Consider the following 19,229-nt stretch of genomic DNA (forward strand, 5'->3'; position numbering starts at 1 on the left):
CCTCCCATGGCAGCTTTCAAGACCCTCGACGACCTCAACGACATCGCCGGCAAGCGCGTTCTCGTCCGCGTCGACCTCAACGTCCCGGTCAAGGACGGCAAGGTCACGGACACGACCCGCATCGAGCGCGTTGCGCCGACGATCCTTGAGCTGTCAAAAAAGGGCGCGAAGGTCATCCTGCTTGCTCATTTCGGCCGCCCTAAGGATGGACCCTCGGCAGAATTCTCTCTTTCGCTGGTTGCCCCCTCCGTCGAACAGGTGCTTGACCATGCCGTGCTGACAGCTTCCGACTGCATCGGCGAGGCTGCCGCTTCCGCCGTCGCGAAGATGAACAACGGCGATATCCTGCTGTTGGAAAACACCCGCTTCCATAAAGGCGAGGAAAAGAACGATCCTGATTTCACCAAGGCACTTGCCGCAAACGGCGATATCTATGTGAACGATGCCTTCTCGGCTGCTCACCGCGCCCACTCCTCCACCGAAGGCCTTGCTCATCATTTACCGGCTTATGCGGGGCGCACCATGCAGGCCGAACTTGAGGCACTGGAAAAGGGCCTCGGCAACCCGGTTCGCCCGGTCGTGGCGATCGTCGGCGGCGCCAAGGTCTCCTCCAAGATCGACCTCCTGATGAACCTCGTGAAGAAGGTCGATGCGCTCGTCATCGGCGGCGGCATGGCCAACACCTTCATCGCCGCCCGCGGCACCAATGTCGGCAAGTCGCTCTGCGAACATGATCTCGCCGATACCGCCAGGCAGATCATGATCGAAGCCGCCACCGCCGGCTGCGCGATCGTCCTGCCGGAAGACGGTGTCATCGCCCGCGAATTCAAGGCAGGTGCGGCCAACGAGACCGTCTCCATCGACGCCATTCCGGCCGATGCCATGGTCCTTGATGTCGGCCCGAAGTCGATTGATGCCGTCAAGGCCTGGATCGAGCGCGCGACCACGCTCGTCTGGAACGGCCCGCTCGGCGCTTTTGAAATCGAGCCCTTCGATGCAGCGACCGTCGCCGCTGCGAAATATGCCGCCGAACGCACCAGGGCCGGCAAGCTCACGTCAGTCGCAGGCGGTGGTGACACGGTCTCCGCGCTGAACCATGCCGGCGTTGCCGAAGAGTTTACCTATGTTTCGACCGCGGGCGGCGCCTTTCTTGAATGGATGGAAGGCAAGGAACTGCCGGGCGTGGCCGTTCTCTCCCGCTAACCGCCGCTAATCGATAAGCCGATTCGACAGATATTCCAGCAGGATAGACCGTGGAGGCGAACGCTTCTGCGGTCTTTTGCTCAAGAAAAGAAAAAATTCCCGAACTTTCAAACGATTGAAATCATTTCAATCGTTTCAACGACTTAGCGCTCCCTTTTTTCTCCCTATAAACTTCTGTTATCCGGGTTCTATATTATCAATTCTACCGGGTTTCATTGTGGAGAGAACAAGATGAGCGAACGACTGGAAGACATTGCAGTGAAGATGGTTGCCGGTGGTCGGGGCCTGCTTGCAGCCGATGAATCGACCGCCACCATCAAGAAGCGTTTCGACGCGATCAATCTTGAATCGACCGAAACCAGCCGGCGCGACTATCGCGAGATGCTCTTCCGCTCCGACGAAGCGATGAAGAAATATATCTCCGGCGTCATTCTCTATGAGGAAACCCTTTTCCAGAAGGCTGCCGACGGCACGCCCTTCGTCGACATCATCAAAGCCGCCGACGGCATTCCAGGCATCAAGGTCGATACTGGCGCCAAGCCGATGGCGAAATATCCGGGTGAAACGGTCACCGAAGGCCTCGATGGCCTCGCAGAACGTCTGGCTAAATATTATGACGCCGGTGCCCGCTTCGCCAAGTGGCGCGGCGTCATCGCCATCTCCCAGACCCTGCCGACCCGCGGTTCCGTCCGCGCCAACGCTCAGGCGCTCGCCCGCTATGCAGCCCTCTGCCAGGAGGCCGGGATCGTGCCGATCGTCGAGCCGGAATGCCTGATGGACGGCAAGCCGGGTGACCACAATATCGACCGCTGCGCCGAAGTGACCGAATCCACGCTGCGCATCGTGTTCGAGGAACTGGCCGATGCCCGCGTCAGCCTCGAAGGCATGATCCTGAAGCCGAACATGGTCATCGACGGCAAGAACGCCCGCAAGGCCTCGGTCGCCGAAGTCGCAGAACGTACCGTTCAGGTGCTGAAGCGCACGGTCCCATCGGCCGTTCCGGGCATCGCTTTCCTCTCCGGCGGCCAGACCACGGAAGAAGCGACCGCCCATCTCTCGGCGATCAATTCCGGCTATGAACTGCCTTGGTTCGTCACTTTCTCCTACGGCCGGGCCCTGCAGGACAGCGCGCTCAAGGCCTGGAACGGCAAGCCGGAAAATGTCGCTGCCGGCCAGCGCGAACTCACGCACCGCGCCGAAATGAACAGCCTCGCCGCCAAGGGCAATTGGAAGGCCGAGCTCGAAAAGGCCGCATGAGCTTTTGAAGCTTGAGAGAATGATGCAGGCGGCGAACACCTTCGCCGCCTGTTTTATTTGTGCCTGCATATCGCGATGGCGATTTGTCATCGCGACAAGATAATCCTTCGCCGCAACCGCTGGCCTCGCTAATCATGGCGCCCAACCATCGGAGCCGCCATGAACAGCCTGTCCTACACCACTGTCGACGTTTTCACTTCCACCCGCTTCGAGGGCAACCCGCTCGCGGTCATGGCCGATGCAAGGGGGCTGAGCGACGCGGCAATGCAGAAGATCGCTGCCGAATTCGGCTATTCCGAAGTCACCTTCGTGCTGCCGCCGGAGAGCCCCAAAAACACGGCAAGGGTGCGCATCTTCACGCCGACGATGGAGATACCCTTCGCCGGTCATCCCAATGTCGGCACCGCCTATGTACTGGGCCAGCAGAGCGAAATCTTCGGCCGCCCCATCGGCGATACGCTGCGGTTCGAGGAGAAGGCCGGTCTGGTAGAAGTCGCCCTGAAGCGCCGCGAAGGCCGGGTCACCACAGCGACGATCCGCGCTCCACGACCGCTTGAAATAGAAGACACGATACCCGATGCGGTCATCGCTGGCTGCGTCTCTATCGATCCGGCGTCAATCCGCAAGAACACGCATGTCCCGGTCTTCGTTTCGGTCGGCCTGAAATTTGCCGTTGCCGAACTCGAGAGCCTTGAGGCTCTGGCTGCGGCTAGCCCTAATATCAACGGCTTCCAGACTGCGGCCAAGTCTGTAACCGGCAGCCATGATTTCTCCCTGTTCCTTTATGTTCGCTCGGCGGTGATACCTTGGAAGATCCGCGCCCGCATGTTCGCGCCGCTGGACAACGTCATCGAAGACCCGGCGACCGGCAGCGCATCGGCAGCCCTTTCCGCCTATCTCGTCTCGTTGCTGCCGGAAGCTGACATCAGCCAGCACGTAACGATCGAACAGGGCGTCGAAATGGGCCGGCGCAGCATCATCGAACTTGATGTCGTCAAGAGAGCCGGAACCGTCACCGACGTGACGATCTCCGGAAGCTGTGTGCCGGTCATGAAAGGCGAGATCATCCTGCGGGACTGAACCTGCCTATTGCACCAGGAAGTCGCGCGCTAGCAGTGCCACCGCCCAGATGGCAAAGGCAATCAGTGCGATCTTCCAGAAATCCATCCGGCGGCGCAGCCCCGGATAGCCGAGCGGCTTGATGATCTGGATTGCCATGGCAAGGATGAGCAGCAAAGCTATCAGCTTTGTCATGGCTTTATTTTTTCCATCTATCAGAATGTCACAGGACGGACATTTTTTCACGCGAACAGAGAATATCTACACGCCGTAAAGGCATTCCGGGGCACAATCAACATTCTTATGGACTGGGCGGATACAGGTCTCGCCTTATGTCCTTTTCAAAGCGAACACGCCGAGTCTGGGGATATGACAAGAAATCTGCTGTCCGTCGCTGCGCTGCTCTTTGGCACGCTCTTCCTCTTCATGGGCAATGGATTGCAGGGCATTCTGCTTCCCGTACGCGGAAATCTCGAAGGCTATGCAACGACCACGCTCGGCCTGCTCGGAACGTCATGGGCAGCGGGCTTTGTCATCGGCTGCCTTGTCGCCCCGAAGATGGTGCGCCGTGTCGGCCATGTCCGCGCCTTCTCCGGCTTTATCGCCATTATCGCCATCATAGCGCTGGTGAGTGGCATAGTCATCGATCCGGTCTGGTGGGTTATTCTGCGCGCCGTCACCGGCTTCTCAACCGCCGGCACCTCGATGATCATCGAAAGCTGGCTGAACGAGCGGGCGAGCAATGAAAGCCGCGGCGCGATCTTCTCGCTCTATATCGGCATCACCCTGCTCGGCGTCGTGGGTGGTCAGTTGATGATCCCGCTGGAAGACGTGCGCACGCCGGTACTCTTCATGATCTGCGGCATTTTCTACTGCATCGCCATGCTGCCGACGACGCTTTCGACCGCCGCTTCGCCACAGCCGCTGAAGGCAGTGAAACTCGACCTGCCGGCGCTCTATCGCAATTCGCCCGTCTCCTGCCTTGGCATCCTGCTCGTCGGCATCGCCAACGGCGCCTATGGTACGCTCGGCGCCGTCTTCGGCGCGGGTGCCGGCCTCTCCGATACCTCGATTGCGGTGATGATGAGTGCCACCATCTTTGCCGGCGCCATAATGCAGCTTCCGGCCGGGCGCCTCTCCGACCGCATCGACCGCCGTTACGTGCTGGCCGCCATGTCGGCCATCGCAGCCCTTGCCGGCCTGCTGATCTTCCTGCTGCACCCTTCCTCCCCCGCTTTTCTGATCGGCCTAGTCATTCTCTACGGCGCAGTCGCCAACACGCTCTATCCAATCGCGGTTGCCCACGCGAACGACTTTGCCTCATCGGAGGATTTCGTGAAGGTCTCGGGCGGCTTGCTGCTGCTTTACGGCATCGGCACCGTCATCGGCCCGACGATCGGCGGCCCGGTCATGTCCATCATCAGCCCGCATGCGCTCTTCCTGGTAACGGCGCTCGCCCACCTTCTGATCACCGCCTACGCCATCATCAGAAGCCGCATTCGCGCAGCCATTCCGGCGAGCGACCGCGACGCCTATACAACGATCCCGACAGCAACATCTCCCACGCTCACGCCACAAAGCATGTCGCTTGCCGATCGCGGCTCCAACAAGCCTCCCGAAAGCGGCGATCCTGCTGTAAAGTTCGGCTGACGAACTGAAGCGTGTCGCGCAAAACTGTGCAGCGGTTTTGCGATAGCGACATGCTTGAAACAGAAAGCGTGGAAGCGAATCCTGGAGATTGCAACACGGTTTAAAGGAGGAGCGACGATGAGCTTCATGGACGACGACAGACCGCAGAAGAAGATCGCACACGAGATCGGCTCCGATCTCTCCATGCTCTCGGTGGACGAGTTGAAGGCGCGCGTGGAACTCTTGAAAACCGAGATCGCGCGGCTTGAAGCCGAGGCCGCCAAGAAGGCGTCCGGCCGGATTGCCGCCGAAGGCCTTTTCCGATCATAAGACTGTGGACATGCAACTATTGCTTCGAAATTACTTTCGGTAAGTCTTAAATTGGGACGATATTAATAAAAAATTAAGCTTTATAAGATATTACTCATACCGTTCAGATCTTTCTGGACCTCAGACAGTTTTCCAAGCGGTGAATTGGTCTGATTTTTCTCCCTGTTTTACCTTGAGAGCCGCTTTTGCGGCTCTTCTTTTTGCGCTGCCCTACTCCTTTCCACGAAACTGTGGAGATTAACCTTTTCTTAAGAAACGGCTTGCGCATTTAGGTTAAAGCTACCATCTTGAAATCATAAAGACCGGCCTGGGAAACTTTTCCACGGAAACCGGCGTTACCTGATAGTAGATGCGTGCAACAGGGATTCTTGAGATGTCGGAACTTGGATTGAATACGATCAGTTTTGCGGGTCGCGCTGCCGCATCCTCGCAGTTCAAGACGCTGTATGCCGAGGGAATGTCGCTCGTCGAAGAAACAGCATCCTACCTCGACGGCCAGGGCCGCGCAGCTGCCAAGGTGCTGCCGCGCATGGCCTCGGTCCTTTACGCTGCTGAATCGATGCGCCTGACCACGCGCCTCATGCAGATGGCATCCTGGCTGCTCCTGCAGCGCGCTGTCAACAATGGCGAAATGTCCCGCGATCAGGTTCTGACGGAAAAGAACAAGGTTCGCCTCGACGGCTTCAACGTTGACCGCAACGCACCGGGTTGGGGTGACCTGCCGGAATCTTTCCGCGACCTCGTTGAACGTTCGCTTCGCCTGCAGAACCGCATCGCTCTGCTCGACCGCGAAATCTATCGCCCGTCGGAAGCTGCGATCGTTCCCGACAACCAGAACAGCGTCCAGGCCCAGCTTTCCCTGCTGCAGACGGCCTTCGGCAACAACTGATCTGGCATCATAGAATTTTATGAAAACCGGTTGCGGCAACGCGGCCGGTTTTTTGTTTGCTCACCGGTATAGGCCCACAAAACAGAAAGCCCGGCACAAGACCGGGCTTTTGAATGTTCCGCGTAACCGGAAACGAATTAGAGGCCGAGGCCGCCGAAACGCTTGTTGAACTTCGAAACACGACCGCCGCGGTCCATCAGCTGCTGATTACCGCCGGTCCAGGCCGGATGCGACTTGGAGTCGATTTCGAGGTTCATGACAGCACCTTCCGAACCCCAGGTCGAGCGGGTTTCGTACTCGGTGCCATCGGTCATGACTACCTTGATGACGTGGTAGTCGGGATGGATGCCTTCCTTCATGACAATCTTCCTGCGATGCCGAGGTTCAATTTGCCGCAGACAGTTGCGGGGAAAGAACCGATTGAATAAATGAAGCCGCAGTCGTGAAGGCTACGGCTTCCCATTAGGATGCGGTGCCTATACATGAAGGGCGCCAGGATAACAAGGGCCAACGAAGCCGCAATACGCGGTCTTGACGGCGATCGGAGACGATTTGGCAGAGCAGGCAGAACTTGGGGAGAAGAAGTCGCGTTCGCTAAGACCGCTCGGCAGGCTGACACCCTATGTGGCACGTTATCGCGGCTTGGTCGCGGGCGCTCTGATCTCGCTGGCGCTCGCCGCCGTCACATCGCTTGCCATACCGCTTGCCGTGCGCCGCATGATCGACCACGGCTTTACCCAGGCCGATGGTACCTTCATCAACAGCTATTTTGCCATGCTGATGATGATGGCCATCGCACTCGCCGTCGCCAGCGCTCTTCGCTATTATTTCGTCATTACCATCGGCGAACGCATCGTTGCGGATCTCCGCCGCGATGTCTTTGCGCATGTCACACGGCTCTCACCTTCGTTCTTCGACGTCAACCAGTCGGGCGAGATCGTCTCGCGGCTGACGGCTGATACGACGCAGATCAAATCCGCCGTCGGCGCCACGGCTTCCGTGGCGCTCCGCAACCTGATCCTCTGCATCGGTGCGCTCGGCATGATGATCATCACCTCGCCGAAGCTCTCGAGCCTCGTCATCATCGCGATCCCGGTCATCGTCTTTCCGCTGGTCGCCGGCGGGCGATCGGTGCGCAAGCGCTCCCGCGCGGCGCAGGATACGCTGGCCGAAGCCTCTGCCTTCGCCAATGAGACGATCGCCGCAACCCGCACTGTACAGGCCTTCAACGCCGAGGTCGCGGCCGCCGATCGTTATGGCTCGGTAGTCGAATCCGCCTATCAGGCGGCACGTTCCGCCGTATCCTCCCGCGCCCTGCTGACAGGCATTGCCATCACCCTGATCTTCGGCAGCGTGGTCGCCGTTCTCTGGTTTGGAGCCCATAGCGTGCTCGCCGGCACGCTTTCGGCCGGCACGCTCGGCCAGTTCCTGCTCTATGCGGTTATCGCAGCCGGCTCGCTCGGCGCATTGTCGGAGGTCTGGGGGGAGCTTTCGCAGGCTGCGGGCGCGGCCGACCGGCTGACAGAACTTCTTGACGAGGTTTCGCCGATTGCCGCTCCCGCGAACCCACAGCCTCTCCCCTCGCCCGCCCAGGGGCGCGTGGAATTCGATGGCGTGCATTTCGCCTATCCGTCCCGCCCCGGCAGATCGGCGCTGCATGGCCTTGATCTCACAGTGCAGCCGGGGGAAACGGTCGCGATCGTCGGCGCATCCGGCGCCGGTAAAAGCACCGTCTTCTCTCTCCTGTTGCGCTTCTACGATCCGCAACAGGGTGGGGTAAAGATCGATGGCATCGACGCCCGCCAGGCAGATCCGGACGCATTGCGCCAGCGCATCGCCATCGTGCCGCAGGATGTCACCATCTTCGCAGCTTCGATCCACGATAATATCGCGTTCGGCTTTCAAGGCGCCACGCGCGACGAGGTGCGCGCTGCCGCAATGGCGGCCCAGGCCGATGAATTCATTAACAGGCTGGAAAAGGGTTACGACACTGAGGTCGGTGAACGCGGCATTACCCTGTCCGGCGGCCAGCGCCAGCGCATCGCTATTGCCCGCGCAATCCTGAAGAACGCACCCATCCTGCTTCTGGACGAGGCGACATCGGCCCTCGATGCCGAGAGCGAAACGCTGGTCCAGAGGGCCCTGGACGGGCTCATGCAGGGCCGCACTACGCTTGTCATCGCCCACCGCCTAGCCACAGTGTTGAAGGCTGACCGCATTCTCGTCATGGACCAGGGCCGCGTCGTCGAGGAAGGCACGCACCAGAGCCTGATCCGCCACGGCGGCATCTATGCGAAGCTCGCCCGGCTGCAATTCGATGCGGCCAACGAGGACGTATTGGCGGCCGCCAAATAAGCTGCCCCCATTGCATAGCGACTAAAGTCTGATCGGCACACTCCCCGCCAGCGGTTGCCTTTGCCGCAACCTGCCCTAACCTCCCTATGCCCAGGAGTGGGGTCTTTGCTGTTGAAATCTATGGGAGGGGATTCGAATGGCGCTTTCCAATATTGTCAGTCGCGCGAGCCTGGTGCTGGGCCTTGGTCTGCTGGCCGCTGCCGCAGGCACTGTCGCATCGGCCCAGAGCTTTCCGGATCGCTCGATCACCATGATCGTGCCCTTCGCCGCCGGTGGTTCGACTGATGTCGTCGCCCGCATCGTCGCGCAGAAAATGTCCGAAGACCTCGGCCAGCAGGTCATCGTGCAGAACGTTGCGGGTGCCGGCGGCAATCTCGGCGCTGACAACGTCGCGCGCGCCGAACCGGACGGCTATACGATCCTGATGGGCACCGTTGCGACCCACGCTCTCAATCCACTGATCCTGAAATCGACGCCCTATGATGCCGAGAAGGATTTCGCGCCGATCTCGTTGCTCGTGGTCGTTCCGAACGTGCTGGTCGTCAATCCGGAACTGCCCGCAAAGAATGTGCAGGAACTGATCGCGCTTCTGAAGGCCGATCCGGACAAATACAGCTATGCCTCATCCGGCAACGGCACGCCGCTGCATCTTTCCGGCGAACTCTTCAAGAGCATGGCCGGCGTAGACATGCAGCATATTCCCTATAAGGGAGCGGGACCGGCGCTGAATGACGTCATCGGCAATCAGGTGCCGATCATGTTCGACAACCTGCCCTCGTCGTCGAGCCACATCAAGGCCGGTACGCTGAGGGCCCTGGCCGTGACGACCGCCGAGCGCGCACCGTCTTTCCCCGATGTTCCGACCATCGCCGAATCCGGCATTCCCGGATATGAGACTTACACGTGGAATGCGCTGTTTGCGCCGGCCAAGACACCGGCCGATATTGTCAGCCGGCTCAACGCCTCGGCAAACAAGGCACTAATCGATCCGGCCGTTGCCGGGCGCATGAAGGAGTTCAGCGCAACGATCGTCGGCTCCACGCCGGAAGAACTCGGCGCCCATGTGAAGGCCGAGCTTGCGAAATGGAAACCGGTCGTCGACGGCGCCCATATCCAGATGGAGTGATTGCAACAAGAGCAGATAGCGTGCCGTTCTCCTCTCCTTCTCTTGCGCTCAATCCAACCGGCGGCAATTGGACGCCATGCAATTGAATTCTAATTAAGGTAGTGGAAAAGCTCGCAATTCTGGGCTAGCTTTCGAAAGGCTGATGCACGATTTCAGCTTACCAGGAGGGATCCATGTACAGATTTGAAGTTTACAAGGATAAGGCCGGTGAATTCCGCTTCCGCTTCAAGGCTTCGAACGGCGAGACCATGTTCTCGTCCGAAGGTTACAAGGCGAAAGCATCCGCAGTGAACGCCATCGAATCCATCAAGAAGAATTCGCCTGGCGCGGATGTGGTGGACCAGACAAAGGCGGAAGCTTGACCGGGAGCGGAGGCGGCATCAGTCGCCTCCAGCACTTCCCGCTCAGCGTATTTTTCGCGCACATTTCTCCTTGATCGATTTTTTTCGACCGCAATGTCGAAATGGGGACGACTGAGACCTCATTGTTTCGGAACGGCATGAGGCCGCGCCGCGGGAACATTGCAGCATGGGCAAATTCGGCCTTACATGCTGCTTGCCCGGTCAAACACCATCAGAGGATCAGGAGTTTCCGATGCAATATGCGCTTATCATCCGTGAATCCGCAGAAGATTTTGTCCGTCGCGGCGACCCCGCCTACCGCGACGGCTGGACGGCCTATACCAAAACATTGGTACAGGCCGGGATCTTGACCGCCGGTGCCGGCCTGACCCCGCCTGAGACAGGCACGATCGTGCGCCGCAAGGGCGAGGACCATGATGTGCAGGATGGTCCCTATCCGGAAGGCAAGGAACAACTCGGCGGCTTCTATGTGATCGAGGTGCCGGATCTCGATGCCGCGCTCGAATGGGCCACACGCGTTCCCGTTTCCGAACAAGGCTCGGTTGAAATACGGCCCCGGTTGCAGGTCGCGTGAGGCCGTTGTGATATCAGATTCGGATCGCGCCGCCGAAAAGGTGGCGCGCCACTCCTACGGCAAGCTCATCGCCTTTCTTGCCGCCCGCTCCCGCAACGTTCCGGCAGCGGAGGATGCCCTGTCCGATGCCCTGGCGGCCGCGTTGCGGGTCTGGCCGGAGCGTGGCGTTCCCGACAATCCCGAGGGCTGGCTGCTCACCGCAGCCCGTCGCAACCTCATGCAGGCTGCGCGCCATCGAACCGTGCGCGACAATGCCAGCGAGACCATTGCGCTGGCCTTCGAAGAAGCCGAGGAGCGTATGAATGATGCGCAAAACGCAGTCTTCCCCGATGAACGGCTGAAGCTTCTTTTTGCCTGTACGCACCCGGCAATCGACGGGTCCATCCACACACCCCTCATGCTTCAGACAGTGCTCGGTATTGACGCAAAGACGATCGCCCAAGCCTTTGTCGTCTCTCCGGATGCCATGAGCCAGCGTCTGGTGCGGGCCAAAATCAAGATTCGCGATGCCGGCATTCCCTTCGCCATTCCTGATCGGCATATCCTCCCGGAGCGACTGGCGGGTGTGCTTTCGGCAATCTATGCCGCCTATGGCTTGGGTTGGGACGGGCTCGATGGCGAGCAGGACAGTCGCATTGGCCTGACCGGCGAGGCGATCTGGCTTGGCCGTGCACTCATGACAATTCTGCCGGAAGAGCCGGAGGTCATGGGGTTACTCGCGCTGATGCTTTATTGCGAGTCAAGAAGACACGCGCGGCGTGATGCCGACGGCGTCTATAGACCGCTCGAGGAGCAGGATACCCGCCTCTGGAACGAGATCACGATGGCGGAAGCCGATACGCTGCTTCGCAAGGCCGGCGCTTTAGACCGCTTCGGTCCGTTTCAGTGCCAGGCGGCCATTCAATCCGTCCACGCCACACGCCGACGGACGGCGGCAACGGACTGGGAAGCTCTCGTCGCGCTCTATCGGGCGCTGATTGCCATGAAACCGACACTCGGCGCGAAGGTCAGCCACGCCGCCGTCATCGGCAGGGTCGAAGGCGCGGCCCCGGCCCTGGTTTTACTGGACAGGCTGGAGCAACGTGCCATTGCCAGCTACCAGCCCTATTGGGCGGTGCGCGCGCATCTGCTCTCCGAACTCGGTGAAAATGATGCCGCGATGGAAGCCTACAGGATCGCGATCGGCCTGAGCGACAGTCCCGCCGTCCGCACCTTCCTCACCGGCAGACTTCAGACCGTTATTTCTCGGTAAGCTTGAGCTCGATGCGGCGGTTCGTGGCACGCGCATCCGGCGTATCGCCGGGCGCAATAGGCTGGAACTCGCCGAAACCTGCGGCCACAAGCCGGTCGGCTGGCACGCCCTGCGCGATCAGGAACTTCACGACAGAGGTTGCGCGAGCCGACGAAAGCTCCCAGTTGTCGCGGTACCGGCCTGAGCCTGACAGCGCGACATTGTCCGTATGTCCGTCGACGCGCAGCACCCAGTTGATCTCAGGTGGAATTTCCTTGGCGAGGTCGAGCAAGGCGGCGGCAAGCTTTGCCATTTCCGTTTGGCCATCCGGATTGAGGTCGGCTCCGCCAGACGGAAACAGCACTTCCGACTGGAAGACGAAACGGTCACCGACGACGCGGATGTTTTCTCGGTCGGACAGAATTTCGCGCAGACGCCCGAAGAAGTCAGACCGGTAGCGGTTGAGTTCCTGCACGCGCGCGGCCAGCGCCACGTTCAGGCGACGGCCGAGATCGGCGATCTTTGTCTGCGAAGTTTGATCCTTCTGCTCGGAGGCTTGCAGCGCGGCCTCGACAGCAGCGATCTGGCTGCGCAGCGCGGCGATCTGCTGGTTGAGAAGATCGACCTGGCTGAGAGCGCGGTCGCTTACCTGCTTCTGCTCATCGAGAGCCTGCGTCAGCGTACCGATCTGCTGCTTTGCCACATCCTGGCCGCCGGTTCCGGCACTGAGCAGCGCCTGCAGCCGCGAGCGATCCCCCTCGGCTGATGCAAGTGAAGCCTGCAAATTGGCGACGGAATCCTGAAGGTCTTGATTGCTGCCTTTTTCAAGAGCCAGCAACTGCGTCAGCTCGTTGATCTGGCCGTTCAGGCGCGTCAGCACCTCGTCGCGGCCGCTGATTTCGCGGCTGAGAATGAATTGGCCGACGACGAAGACCGTGAGGATGAACATGATGGCGATGAGCAGCGTCGACAGCGCGTCGACGAAGCCCGGCCAGTAATCCACCGCACGTTGGTGGCGGCGGTTGCGGGCAAGAGGCATGGCTTACTTGCCCTCGCTTTTTTCGACCTGGCTGGACCGCTCACGCGCTCTCTCGCTGCCGCGGTCCTGCACGCCGATGCGCTCAGCCAGTCGGTCGAGCGTGCGGCGCATCGCCTTCGCCTCGTCCTGCTGCACCTCGATCCAGTCGCGCAGCATCTGCTGCTCGTTACGCATGTTCTTGACGAGGCCCTGAATGCCTTCGGCGAGGCTCGCCATGGCCGCGACCGACCGTTGGCTGGACGGGCCGTCCCCTTCGGCAACCTTGCGCAGATATTCCGACAGCGCCTTCATATCTTCCGACGAGCCGCCGGAAACTCCGTCGAATGCAGACACCGGAATGTCCGAGCCGACATCGGTAACCGAGGAGAGCCAGTTTTCCAGCTCCATGTAGAAACGGTTCTGCGCGCGGCCGGCCTGCAGATCGAGGAAGCCGAGGATCAGCGAACCCGAGAGGCCGAGAAGTGATGACGAGAAGGCCTGGCCCATGCCTGAAAGGGGCGTGGCAAGCCCTTCCTTGAGCGTCGAAAGCACATCACCCGTGCCGTTCGAGCCGGCATCGAGCGACTGGATGACCGAGCTGATCGATCCGATCGTGCCGATGAGACCCCAGAAGGTGCCGAGCAGGCCGAGGAAGACGAGCAGGCCTATGAGATAACGCGAAACGTCCCGCGATTCGTCGAGACGATTGGCGATCGAGTCCAGAATCGAGCGCAACGCCGTGGTCGACAATGCAACCGCGGACTTGCGATTGCCGATCAGCGCCCGCATCGGTGCAAGGAGCCGCGGATTGCGGTTCACCTTGTCGGCGCTGCCTGCTGCGCGAAAGGAATTGAACCAGCGCACTTCCGGGCGAAGCGACAGCACATGATTGAAAACGAGAATAATTCCAACAGCAAGAACGCCGACGATGAGACCGTTGAGGCCCGGATTATGCATGAAGGCGGTCTGTGTCTGCCGGAACAGGATCGCCGCTATGAAGCCCACGATGATAAGGAACAACACCATCGTCCAGAAGAACGACATGGGACTGGAGAGTTTGTAGGCGTAGCCACCGGCCGTCTTCTCAGTGGAGCCGAACTCGGCCGCATTCACATTTTCCATAGATTCCTGGGCCTCCGGACTCATCGCAGCCGGAGACTAGATCAACATTGCGCCGAATTGAAGTATGCGATGCCGAAAAGCGGGACTTTACAACAGGCTGTTTCCGACGCGCGTCAACGGGTCGGAACGGGCCGCTTGACGACTTCCGTCAGGGCCTTGTGGATGTGCTCATTGCCGGCGATGATCGCGCCGGTCTCGAGGATTGACGTGCCGCCATCCCAGTCGGTCGCAAAACCGCCCGCTTCGCGGATAAGCAGAATGCCGGCCGCCATGTCCCAGGGCAACAGCGCCGTTTCCCAGAACCCGTCAAAACGGCCGGCCGCCACATAGGCAAGATCGAGCGAGGCCGCACCCATGCGACGGATGCCGGCGACCTCGCCCATCACGTGGCGAAGCTCGATCAGGAATTTCCCGTGGTTGCTGCTGCCGAGATGCGGTCCACCGCAAGCGATGACGCTGTCGGAGAGCACCCGGCGCGAGGCGACCCGCAGCCGGCGATCGTTCAGGAATGCGCCACCGCCGCGCTCGGCGGTATAGAGCTCGTCCGTTGCCGGATTGAAGACCACGCCTGCGACGATCTCATTGTTGCGCTCGAGCGCGATGGAAACTGCAAAAGCGGGAATGCCGTGCAGGAAATTCGTCGTGCCGTCGAGCGGATCGACGATCCAGCGATGCGCGCCATCCGTGCCCTTGATCTCTTCGCTCTCCTCGCCGAGGAAACCATAGGTGGGACGAGCCTTGAGAAGCTCTTCCTTGACGATCTTCTCGGCCTTGCGATCCGCATTCGAGACGAAGTCGCCCGGTCCCTTCACGGACACCTGCAGGTTCTGCACTTCACCGAAATCACGCCCCAGCGACTTGCCTGCCTTGATGGCAGCCTGAACCATGACATTGAGAAGAGCTGAACGGGCCATGTGAACATTTTCCTTGGATAATACGGGACGCGCTGTCAGGGGCGGGGTATGTCCCTGAACGCCGGAAGCGACAGCGCTGCATAGATTGGCGGCCTCAAGACCACAAAATCACGGAAATTTCAAGGGGATTGCCGCATGGCAGGATTGCAGCATGCATAGTAGCCCAAAATAATTCTGGACAGATCAGTCTGGAAACCCTATTTAGCCCTTATGGCAAGACACAAGGAATTCGATCGCGACACCGCACTCAAGGCGGCCATTACCCTGTTTACCGAACACGGTTACGAGGGCACGTCGACGGATGCTTTGCTGTCGGCCATGAAGATCAGCCGCCAAAGCATGTATGACACGTTCGGCGACAAGCGCAGCCTCTATCTGGCAGCGCTCGACCGCTACAATCTCGACAGCGTCTCTCAACTCGTGGCCGATCTGCGCCGCGATACGACACCGTTGAAAGCCTTGGAAGAGACGCTCATTGCCTTCGCGTCCCGCCCCGAGACCGAAGCCGGTCGCGGCTGCCTCGGCGTCAGCGCCGTCTGCGAGTTCGGACGCACCGACAGTGCAGTCTCGGCACTGACCGACAAGGCATCACGCCTGCTTGCCGCCGCCATGCGGTCGATCCTGGAAGAAGGCAAGAAGCGGGGCGAAGTCGCCGATGATGTCGATACGACCGACGCCGTTCAATTTCTCGGCTCGACCTTGTCAGGCATGAAAGTCAGTGCCCGTAACGGCGCCTCCCCCGAAACGCTCCTCGGCATAGCGCGCCTCGCTGTTCGAAGCCTCCGCTAAAGCAACACCACTCCTAACCGCAATTTGGCGTGCTTAATTCTAGACTAAACAGTCCAAAAACAGAAAGGAAACTACAATGTCCCAGCCACTTTCCGGCAAGATCGCCCTCGTCACCGGCGGCTCACGCGGTATTGGCGCCGCAATCGTCCGCCGTCTCAGCAGCGACGGCGCGACCGTCGCCTTCACCTATTCGGCTTCCGGCGACAAGGCGAAGGCCATCGTTGCCGATATCGAAGCAAAGGGCGGCAAGGCGCTGGCCATCCAGGCGGACAGCGGTGATCCGAAAGCCGTTCAAAATGCGGTCGAACAGACCGTCTCGACATTCGGCGGCGTCGATATTCTCGTCAACAATGCGGGGATCCTGATGCTGAACCCGGTCGATGATTTTCCCCTCGAGGATTTCGACCGCATGTTCGCGGTTAATGTGCGCGCCGTCTTTGCCGGTACGCAGGCGGCCGCACGCCACATGAAAGCAGGCGCGCGCATCATCACCATCGGCAGCATCGTCGCCGAGCGAAGCGGTTTTCCGACCTCCTCGGTCTATTCCATGACCAAGGGCGCCGTCGCTGCCATGACGCGCGGCCTTGCCCGAGATCTCGGTCCGCGCGGCATCACCGTCAACAATATCCAGCCCGGCCCGACTGCGACCGATATGAATCCGAACGAGAAGAGCAACGAGATGCTGCAACAATTGATGGCGCTTGGCCGCCTTGGTGAAGACAAGGAAATCGCAAGTTTCGCCGCCTACCTGGCCAGCCCCGAAGCCTCTTTCATCACCGGCGCCAGCCTGACGATCGATGGCGGCTATCTCGCCTAACAGAAAGCAAATGGCGGCGCATCTGCGCCGCCATACAAGGGCTTCACGTTGGAAGCTCAGGACTTCTGCTGAGTGATCAACACTTCGCGGGCGATCTGGTCAAGCGGCAGAATACGGTCGACGCCGCCCTTGGCAATCGCTTCCTTCGGCATGCCAAAAACGACCGAGGTCGCTTCGTCCTGTGCGACGGTATAGGCGCCGGTCTGATGCATTTCCAGCATGCCGCGCGCACCATCATCTCCCATTCCTGTCATAATGATGCCCATCCCGTTCGAGCCGGCCGAACGGGCAGCGGAGCGGAAGAGCACATCGACGGACGGGCGGTGGCGGGAAACCAGTGGTCCGGATTTTACCGACACGTAATAGCGCGCACCCTGCCGCTCCAGCAGCATATGCTTGTCGCCGGGCGCGATCAGCACATGACCGCGCAGCACCGGATCGCCGTCGGCTGCTTCCTTGACTTCGACTTCGCAGAGACCGTTTAGGCGCTTGGCGAAAGCCGCTGTGAATTTTTCCGGCATGTGTTGGACGATCACCATGCCCGGCGCATTGGCCGGCAGCGCCTCCAGAAATTCGCGCAGGGCTTCCGTCCCGCCCGTCGAGGCGCCCACGCAAACGACCATTTCCGTCGTCTTTGCCATGGCCCGGCCGGTTGGCGGCGGCAGCATCGCATCGGCCGTCAGCTTCTTGGCCGGCCCTTCCGCCGAAGCCGAACGGACGCTGCCCGCAGCGCGGCGCACATTGGCAAGCCGCGCATGTGAAGCGCTCTTGACCACTTCACGGATACGCATCGCATCGTCGGCGAGACTGTCGGCTGCACCGATCTTCGATTTCAGGATGACATCGACAGCGCCGGCCTCCAGCGCCTGAAGCAACGTCTCCGAACCTGCTTCCGTCAGCGAGGAACACATGACGACGGGGATGGGCCGCTGTGACATGAGCTTGCGCAGAAACGTGATTCCATCCATGCGCGGCATCTCGACATCGAGCGTGATGACGTCGGGAATCTCTTCCTGGATCTTGCGCGCCGCCATGAACGGATCGGAGGCGACGCCCATGACCTCGATCTCCGGGTCTTCTTCCAGAACCCGTGTCAGCGTCTGCCGGACACTGGCAGAATCGTCGATGATGAGGACGCGGACTTTTTTGGCCATAGGATCCTCTCAGATGCGCTGGAACACCGTATTCGAAACCTGCTTCAAGGGAAGATCGAAGCCGGTGATCGATTCCGAGTGGCCGATAAACATGTAACCACCCTTCGCGAGGCAATCGCAGAGACGGGTGAGAACACCCGCCTGCGTCTGCTTGTCGAAGTAGATCAGCACGTTGCGGCAAAAGATCAGATGCATCATGTCACCAACAGGATATTTTTCGTCCATCAGGTTCATGCGGGCGAAGCCGACGCGGCTGCGCAGTTTCGGTGAGATGCGAACATCGCGTCGGCCCTGCTGCTTGGCCACCATGACATACTTCTTCTGCAGGTCGCGCGGCACCGGAGCGACCAGATCTTCCGCATAAATACCCCTGCGCGCGGTCTGCAGCACATCGGTGGAGAGATCGGTCGCCAACACGCTGTAGGAGAGATCGCTACGGCTCTCGACGAACTCCGCCAGCACCATCGCCATGGTGTAGGGCTCTGCGCCGGTCGAACATGCCGAACTCCATGTGCGAACGGTTCGCACGCCGCTGTCGGCAAGCGCCGGCAGGGCAACCGTCTGCATATATTCGAAATGCTTGGCTTCCCGGAAGAAGTCGGTCTTGTTGGTCGTCACGACGTCGATCAGATAGACGGTCTCCTGATCGAGCCCGCCGTCGTTGAACAGGAAATCGCAATAATCGTCGAAGCTCGAGTGACGCGTGGCGCGCAGACGGCGGCGCAGGCGGCCCTCCAGCATCGTCAGTTTCGTCGGCGGCATCTTGATGCCGCTATAGTCATAGATGAACCGTGCCAGCTTGTCGAAGTTACGCTTGCTGATCCTGTCACCCGGCAATTGGGTTTCTACCGCTGCCATACTCATAAAACGCGACGCTCCGGATAGGTATTAAGGCCTCAAGCGGCCGATTGCAGGACAGAGGCGTCTTCGCGCGACAGAAGCCGGGCAAGATCGACGATAACGACGAATCCGTTCTCACGGCGCACGACGCCAGCGATGTAGTCCGACCGCCAGCGCACGCCAATATCGGGCGCGGCTTCGATCTGGTCGCGGCGAAACGGCGTCACTTCGAAAACGCGGTCGGCGACGAGGCCGAGCGTCAGAAGACGGCTTTCCATCGGAACGTCGAGAACGAGCACGCGCGTATGTGACGTCGGCACGGTCTTCGACATGCCGAGCTTCAGGCGCAGATCGATCGTCGGCACACCCTGGCCGCGCACATCGCGCAGGCCGAGCAGATAGTCGGGGCCATTCGGAATCTTGAATGCTTCCGCATAGTCGAGGATTTCGCGCACCACCTCCACCGGAACGGCGAAGATCTCCTCGCCGAGGCTGAAGGTCACGAATTGAGCTTCCAGAGATGTTGTTGCCATGATCAACCGCTTTCCTTGGATTCGAGC

At 60.2% G+C, this 19,229-nt stretch carries 21 protein-coding genes; 13 read left to right on the forward strand and 8 right to left on the reverse strand.

Annotation, left to right across the window (positions count from 1 at the left end; all coding sequences use genetic code 11):
* Nucleotides 1–6 precede the first annotated feature (6 nt).
* The 3 genes from AC1DNW_RS00535 to AC1DNW_RS00545 all read left to right on the forward strand — a co-directional run bounded on the left by AC1DNW_RS00535 (nucleotide 7) and on the right by AC1DNW_RS00545 (nucleotide 3,540).
* Nucleotides 7–1,203: a phosphoglycerate kinase gene (locus AC1DNW_RS00535; protein WP_115036355.1), complete on the forward strand. Its 1,197-nt coding sequence runs from the start codon at nucleotides 7–9 to the stop codon at nucleotides 1,201–1,203.
* Nucleotides 1,204–1,434: 231 nt separating this feature from the next.
* A complete protein-coding gene (locus AC1DNW_RS00540) occupies nucleotides 1,435–2,460 on the forward strand; it encodes a class I fructose-bisphosphate aldolase (RefSeq protein ID WP_113310270.1) in 1,026 nt (341 codons plus the stop codon).
* A gap of 159 nt (nucleotides 2,461–2,619) precedes the next feature.
* Nucleotides 2,620–3,540 (forward strand): PhzF family phenazine biosynthesis protein, encoded by a 921-nt coding sequence (locus AC1DNW_RS00545; protein WP_113310271.1) that lies wholly within the window; start codon nucleotides 2,620–2,622, stop codon nucleotides 3,538–3,540.
* Between the two features lie 6 nt (nucleotides 3,541–3,546).
* Here the strand turns inward: AC1DNW_RS00545 and AC1DNW_RS00550 are convergent, their stop codons facing one another.
* The gene (locus tag AC1DNW_RS00550) at nucleotides 3,547–3,714 is read right to left on the reverse strand and encodes a hypothetical protein (RefSeq protein WP_183850680.1); all 168 of its coding nucleotides are present in this window, start codon (nucleotides 3,712–3,714) and stop codon (nucleotides 3,547–3,549) included.
* A 174-nt stretch (nucleotides 3,715–3,888) separates the two neighbouring features.
* Here AC1DNW_RS00550 and AC1DNW_RS00555 point away from each other — a divergent pair, with 174 nt between their 5' ends.
* The 3 genes from AC1DNW_RS00555 (at nucleotide 3,889) to rcdA (ending at nucleotide 6,367) form a co-directional block, all read left to right on the forward strand.
* Complete coding sequence (locus tag AC1DNW_RS00555) at nucleotides 3,889–5,169, forward strand: MFS transporter (protein ID WP_113295353.1); 1,281 nt, start codon at nucleotides 3,889–3,891, stop codon at nucleotides 5,167–5,169.
* 117 nt (nucleotides 5,170–5,286) lie between these two features.
* Complete coding sequence (locus tag AC1DNW_RS00560; RefSeq protein ID WP_113295352.1) at nucleotides 5,287–5,478, forward strand: DUF1192 domain-containing protein; 192 nt, start codon at nucleotides 5,287–5,289, stop codon at nucleotides 5,476–5,478.
* A gap of 373 nt (nucleotides 5,479–5,851) precedes the next feature.
* A complete protein-coding gene (gene rcdA / locus AC1DNW_RS00565) occupies nucleotides 5,852–6,367 on the forward strand; it encodes a protease adaptor protein RcdA (RefSeq protein WP_113310398.1) in 516 nt (171 codons plus the stop codon).
* A gap of 137 nt (nucleotides 6,368–6,504) precedes the next feature.
* Here the strand turns inward: rcdA and rpmE are convergent, their stop codons facing one another.
* Complete coding sequence (gene rpmE / locus AC1DNW_RS00570; RefSeq protein ID WP_007826526.1) at nucleotides 6,505–6,726, reverse strand: 50S ribosomal protein L31; 222 nt, start codon at nucleotides 6,724–6,726, stop codon at nucleotides 6,505–6,507.
* 193 nt (nucleotides 6,727–6,919) lie between these two features.
* Between rpmE and AC1DNW_RS00575 the strand changes: the two genes are divergently transcribed.
* From AC1DNW_RS00575 to AC1DNW_RS00595, 5 genes are all read left to right on the forward strand, one after another.
* Nucleotides 6,920–8,722: an ABC transporter transmembrane domain-containing protein gene (locus AC1DNW_RS00575; protein ID WP_113310399.1), complete on the forward strand. Its 1,803-nt coding sequence runs from the start codon at nucleotides 6,920–6,922 to the stop codon at nucleotides 8,720–8,722.
* A 136-nt stretch (nucleotides 8,723–8,858) separates the two neighbouring features.
* Entirely contained in the window at nucleotides 8,859–9,848 is a 990-nt protein-coding gene (locus AC1DNW_RS00580) for a tripartite tricarboxylate transporter substrate binding protein (RefSeq protein ID WP_113310272.1), read from the forward strand.
* Nucleotides 9,849–10,021: 173 nt separating this feature from the next.
* A complete protein-coding gene (locus AC1DNW_RS00585; protein WP_113295350.1) occupies nucleotides 10,022–10,210 on the forward strand; it encodes a YegP family protein in 189 nt (62 codons plus the stop codon).
* A 232-nt stretch (nucleotides 10,211–10,442) separates the two neighbouring features.
* Complete coding sequence (locus AC1DNW_RS00590; RefSeq protein ID WP_113310273.1) at nucleotides 10,443–10,784, forward strand: YciI family protein; 342 nt, start codon at nucleotides 10,443–10,445, stop codon at nucleotides 10,782–10,784.
* A gap of 7 nt (nucleotides 10,785–10,791) precedes the next feature.
* Nucleotides 10,792–12,036 carry a DUF6596 domain-containing protein gene (locus tag AC1DNW_RS00595; protein WP_113310274.1) on the forward strand — a complete coding sequence of 415 codons (1,245 nt, stop codon included), beginning with the start codon at nucleotides 10,792–10,794 and terminating at the stop codon, nucleotides 12,034–12,036.
* Here AC1DNW_RS00595 and AC1DNW_RS00600 read toward each other — a convergent pair.
* The 3 genes from AC1DNW_RS00600 to AC1DNW_RS00610 all read right to left on the reverse strand — a co-directional run bounded on the left by AC1DNW_RS00600 (nucleotide 12,023) and on the right by AC1DNW_RS00610 (nucleotide 15,069).
* A complete protein-coding gene (locus AC1DNW_RS00600) occupies nucleotides 12,023–13,054 on the reverse strand; it encodes a peptidoglycan -binding protein (protein WP_113295347.1) in 1,032 nt (343 codons plus the stop codon). The two genes, AC1DNW_RS00595 and AC1DNW_RS00600, sit on opposite strands and share 14 nt — an antisense overlap.
* 3 nt (nucleotides 13,055–13,057) lie before the next feature.
* Entirely contained in the window at nucleotides 13,058–14,155 is a 1,098-nt protein-coding gene (locus AC1DNW_RS00605) for a MotA/TolQ/ExbB proton channel family protein (protein ID WP_113295346.1), read from the reverse strand.
* A 113-nt stretch (nucleotides 14,156–14,268) separates the two neighbouring features.
* Nucleotides 14,269–15,069 carry an inositol monophosphatase family protein gene (locus AC1DNW_RS00610; RefSeq protein WP_113295345.1) on the reverse strand — a complete coding sequence of 267 codons (801 nt, stop codon included), beginning with the start codon at nucleotides 15,067–15,069 and terminating at the stop codon, nucleotides 14,269–14,271.
* A 210-nt stretch (nucleotides 15,070–15,279) separates the two neighbouring features.
* On the opposite strand from AC1DNW_RS00610, the gene AC1DNW_RS00615 reads away from it, so the two are divergent.
* Both AC1DNW_RS00615 and AC1DNW_RS00620 read left to right on the forward strand, forming a co-directional pair.
* Nucleotides 15,280–15,858 carry a TetR/AcrR family transcriptional regulator gene (locus tag AC1DNW_RS00615; protein WP_113310275.1) on the forward strand — a complete coding sequence of 193 codons (579 nt, stop codon included), beginning with the start codon at nucleotides 15,280–15,282 and terminating at the stop codon, nucleotides 15,856–15,858.
* A 76-nt stretch (nucleotides 15,859–15,934) separates the two neighbouring features.
* A complete protein-coding gene (locus tag AC1DNW_RS00620; RefSeq protein ID WP_113310276.1) occupies nucleotides 15,935–16,675 on the forward strand; it encodes a 3-oxoacyl-ACP reductase family protein in 741 nt (246 codons plus the stop codon).
* Between the two features lie 56 nt (nucleotides 16,676–16,731).
* Here AC1DNW_RS00620 and AC1DNW_RS00625 read toward each other — a convergent pair whose 3' ends face one another.
* Genes AC1DNW_RS00625 through AC1DNW_RS00635 form a run of 3 tightly spaced genes read right to left on the reverse strand, consistent with a single transcriptional unit; the run spans nucleotide 16,732 to nucleotide 19,202 of the window.
* A complete protein-coding gene (locus AC1DNW_RS00625; RefSeq protein ID WP_113310277.1) occupies nucleotides 16,732–17,829 on the reverse strand; it encodes a protein-glutamate methylesterase/protein-glutamine glutaminase in 1,098 nt (365 codons plus the stop codon).
* A 9-nt stretch (nucleotides 17,830–17,838) separates the two neighbouring features.
* Nucleotides 17,839–18,693 carry a CheR family methyltransferase gene (locus tag AC1DNW_RS00630; RefSeq protein WP_113296116.1) on the reverse strand — a complete coding sequence of 285 codons (855 nt, stop codon included), beginning with the start codon at nucleotides 18,691–18,693 and terminating at the stop codon, nucleotides 17,839–17,841.
* 32 nt (nucleotides 18,694–18,725) lie between these two features.
* Nucleotides 18,726–19,202 (reverse strand): chemotaxis protein CheW, encoded by a 477-nt coding sequence (locus AC1DNW_RS00635; protein WP_113296115.1) that lies wholly within the window; start codon nucleotides 19,200–19,202, stop codon nucleotides 18,726–18,728.
* Nucleotides 19,203–19,229 lie beyond the last annotated feature (27 nt).

The organism is Rhizobium sp. 05L429 (assembly GCF_056397645.1).

What these genes read in the sequence shown, in the direction of transcription:
- AC1DNW_RS00535 (WP_115036355.1), top strand. Translation starts at nt 7, where the DNA reads ATGGCAGCTTTCAAGACCCTCGACGACCTCAACGACATCGCCGGCAAG.
- AC1DNW_RS00540 (WP_113310270.1), top strand. Translation starts at nt 1,435, where the DNA reads ATGAGCGAACGACTGGAAGACATTGCAGTGAAGATGGTTGCCGGTGGT.
- AC1DNW_RS00545 (WP_113310271.1), top strand. Translation starts at nt 2,620, where the DNA reads ATGAACAGCCTGTCCTACACCACTGTCGACGTTTTCACTTCCACCCGC.
- AC1DNW_RS00550 (WP_183850680.1), bottom strand. Translation starts at nt 3,714, where the DNA reads ATGACAAAGCTGATAGCTTTGCTGCTCATCCTTGCCATGGCAATCCAG.
- AC1DNW_RS00555 (WP_113295353.1), top strand. Translation starts at nt 3,889, where the DNA reads ATGACAAGAAATCTGCTGTCCGTCGCTGCGCTGCTCTTTGGCACGCTC.
- AC1DNW_RS00560 (WP_113295352.1), top strand. Translation starts at nt 5,287, where the DNA reads ATGAGCTTCATGGACGACGACAGACCGCAGAAGAAGATCGCACACGAG.
- rcdA (WP_113310398.1), top strand. Translation starts at nt 5,852, where the DNA reads ATGTCGGAACTTGGATTGAATACGATCAGTTTTGCGGGTCGCGCTGCC.
- rpmE (WP_007826526.1), bottom strand. Translation starts at nt 6,726, where the DNA reads ATGAAGGAAGGCATCCATCCCGACTACCACGTCATCAAGGTAGTCATG.
- AC1DNW_RS00580 (WP_113310272.1), top strand. Translation starts at nt 8,859, where the DNA reads ATGGCGCTTTCCAATATTGTCAGTCGCGCGAGCCTGGTGCTGGGCCTT.
- AC1DNW_RS00585 (WP_113295350.1), top strand. Translation starts at nt 10,022, where the DNA reads ATGTACAGATTTGAAGTTTACAAGGATAAGGCCGGTGAATTCCGCTTC.
- AC1DNW_RS00590 (WP_113310273.1), top strand. Translation starts at nt 10,443, where the DNA reads ATGCAATATGCGCTTATCATCCGTGAATCCGCAGAAGATTTTGTCCGT.
- AC1DNW_RS00600 (WP_113295347.1), bottom strand. Translation starts at nt 13,054, where the DNA reads ATGCCTCTTGCCCGCAACCGCCGCCACCAACGTGCGGTGGATTACTGG.
- AC1DNW_RS00605 (WP_113295346.1), bottom strand. Translation starts at nt 14,155, where the DNA reads ATGGAAAATGTGAATGCGGCCGAGTTCGGCTCCACTGAGAAGACGGCC.
- AC1DNW_RS00610 (WP_113295345.1), bottom strand. Translation starts at nt 15,069, where the DNA reads ATGGCCCGTTCAGCTCTTCTCAATGTCATGGTTCAGGCTGCCATCAAG.
- AC1DNW_RS00615 (WP_113310275.1), top strand. Translation starts at nt 15,280, where the DNA reads ATGGCAAGACACAAGGAATTCGATCGCGACACCGCACTCAAGGCGGCC.
- AC1DNW_RS00620 (WP_113310276.1), top strand. Translation starts at nt 15,935, where the DNA reads ATGTCCCAGCCACTTTCCGGCAAGATCGCCCTCGTCACCGGCGGCTCA.
- AC1DNW_RS00625 (WP_113310277.1), bottom strand. Translation starts at nt 17,829, where the DNA reads ATGGCCAAAAAAGTCCGCGTCCTCATCATCGACGATTCTGCCAGTGTC.
- AC1DNW_RS00630 (WP_113296116.1), bottom strand. Translation starts at nt 18,693, where the DNA reads ATGAGTATGGCAGCGGTAGAAACCCAATTGCCGGGTGACAGGATCAGC.
- AC1DNW_RS00635 (WP_113296115.1), bottom strand. Translation starts at nt 19,202, where the DNA reads ATGGCAACAACATCTCTGGAAGCTCAATTCGTGACCTTCAGCCTCGGC.